This is a genomic window from Vibrio genomosp. F10 str. 9ZD137 (genome assembly GCF_049974785.1).
Lineage (GTDB): Bacteria > Pseudomonadota > Gammaproteobacteria > Enterobacterales > Vibrionaceae > Vibrio.
The window spans coordinates 1-2570 of the sequence record NZ_JBNGCJ010000222.1; the positions used below are offsets into that span (position 1 = coordinate 1).

2 protein-coding genes are annotated in these 2570 nt (G+C 44.2%); one reads left to right on the top strand and one right to left on the bottom strand.

Translation table 11 applies throughout. From position 1 onward, the window contains the following. The coding region (locus ACP45E_RS03130) for a RecQ family ATP-dependent DNA helicase (RefSeq protein ID WP_141707207.1) at window positions 1–569 on the bottom strand (569 nt) is incomplete at its 3' end. 167 nt (window positions 570–736) lie between these two features. Between ACP45E_RS03130 and rarD the strand changes: the two genes are divergently transcribed. Further along, window positions 737–1648 (top strand): EamA family transporter RarD, encoded by a 912-nt coding sequence (rarD, locus tag ACP45E_RS03135; protein WP_017035999.1) that lies wholly within the window; start codon window positions 737–739, stop codon window positions 1646–1648. Window positions 1649–2570: the final 922 nt, after the last annotated feature.

Sequence of the window (2570 nt, forward strand, 5' to 3'; positions counted from 1 at the left end):
AACCGCTCTTCCGATCTGGTTGCCGTTAACGCCATAAAAGGCACATGAGGAAAGTAGTTTTTCAGCTGCCCTATCGCCGCGTATTCAGGGCGGAAATCATGACCCCACTGAGAAATACAATGTGCTTCATCGACGGCAATCATGGAGAGATTGATATTTTGTAAGCGTTCAATGAAATCATGCATCAAGACACGTTCAGGCGACACATAGACCAATTTTAGGTCGCCACTGCGCATGCGATTGTAAACACTAATGAGTGCTTCTCTCGACATAGTAGAGTTAACACATTCAGCCGCAACCCCATCGGCCTTAAGCTGATCGACCTGATCTTTCATGAGTGAGATCAGTGGCGATATCACCAAAGTCAACCCAGTGTGAACAAGTGCCGGTATTTGATAGCAGAGCGACTTGCCTCCACCCGTCGGCATAATGACCACGCTATCTTGGCCAGACAAAGAAGCTTCTATCACTTCTAACTGCCCTTGACGAAAGTGTTGGTAGCCAAACACATCTTCTAGGATAGTTTGTGGCGATGCTTCAGATTGTTGTGCAAGCAAGGTCGAGGTCATTAAATATCTCAAATATGGGTCGAATCAAGCCGCGAGGTTTGGCTTTTGGACCGACATTGTAGTGGGGAACGCTGAGGAATTAAACCGCAATATTCGTTAGGCTAATACCTAGCCAACTCGTATACTGCTGATCTTCCATAGCTCACAAAATAAATAAGCGACCGTTCATGACGATAGAAGAACAGCAAAGAACCCGACAAGGCGTTATCTTCGCCATTGGTGCCTACACAATGTGGGGCATCGCACCGATTTACTTCAAGTTATTGGACGGTGTCTCGGCGATGGAAATTCTGAGCCATCGTGTGATTTGGTCATTTTTCTTGTTGGCCGGTTTGCTGCACGTTGGCCGACGCTGGCGTGATGTACGAGACGTCATGAGATCAAAGAAAAAAATGATGTACCTGCTCTCTACGTCAATTGTTATTGGGTTGAATTGGCTTATCTTTATCTGGGCGGTTAATGCCAACAAAATGCTCGATGCCAGTTTAGGCTATTACATTAATCCATTGATTAATGTTCTTTTTGGCATGCTTTTTCTTGGTGAAAGACTGCGTAAGTTGCAGTGGTTCGCGGTCGCATTTGCAGCCTGTGCCGTTATTGTACAACTGATCGCCTTTGGATCGGTTCCCATTATTGCCATCAGCCTTGCCATCAGTTTCGGCCTCTATGGGCTAATGCGCAAAAAAGTCAGCGTCGATGCTCAAACCGGTTTGTTTATTGAAACACTGTTACTCATTCCCCTAGCATTGATCTATTTGATGTTTATTGCTGACTCTTCTACATCGAATTTCAGCAACAACGATATCAATCTCAATCTCTTACTCCTGTCGGCCGGTATCGTCACGACCTTGCCATTGCTTTGCTTTACAGGCGCAGCGACTCGCCTCAAACTTTCTACTTTGGGTTTTTTCCAATACATCGGGCCAAGCTTAATGTTGCTGCTGGCCGTGCTTATTTATGGGGAAGAATTCACCCAAGATAAAGTGGTCACCTTCGCCTTTATTTGGGGGGCATTATTGATATTCACGTTTGACGCCTATCGCTTTAACCAAAAAAGAAAGCAGCAAGCAAAAAACTAAGCACATAACGAAATGAGATATCATTTAGATCTCGAAATAAGAGAAGCGACCGTATTGGTGTCGCTTCTCTTTTTCTATGCGCTGTAGGCTCGAGTGCAACACTTAGCCATCGGTTTAACCGCCTCTTTACTCCTCTATTTGGCCGTCTAGTCGGGATGGGTTTATGAAGTGATCCTCATCACGCTCAGTGCCACGACCTGTGAAAATAATTAGATATGCTCTTTATGTGAATTAAAATTCAATATCAATTTTGCAGCTATCGCCTACCCAGATTGTAAGAGATCTCTTACAACAAGGTAAGTCAATATCGCTTTATCAGCGAGAGATAATCACCAAAATTATGATAAGCCCTTGATTATTAATGATACGTACTTTTATTAGCCAGGGTTTCCATCGATAAATCTCTGATCGCCACGTTGATGAGAATCAGAGAAAGCGTAATATTAACTCTGTCGGAAGGATTCTGACACGGAACAGGATACTCCAAGGACTAGGTTATCTTCAGGATGAAGATTCGATTATTCAGGATGAGTAGTCGGCAAGGATAGCGAAATGGACATTGAATGGACGCAATAGTAACTAGGATGGTTACTACTATGGAAAGACAATGGACACCTCTGGATGAGGCAAGGACTGAACATCAGGATGATGTAAGGGACACCGCTCAAGGAATAAGTGAAGCGCGCTAACGAGGATTGTTGGCAGACCAGGATAAGGTCATGGACACCGCTAGGATGGCGACGAAAGGAATACGCTGAAGGATTACAGCACACTATCAAGGATTAGATGCATGGAGCACCTATAGTAGCCGGATTGCTGCGAGTAAGACTATAGACCCCGACGAGCGCAAGCTCTCGGGGTTTTTCTTTATGTTCTACCTATTCGACACTTATCTTATTTATTCTACAATCAAAAATTCTAA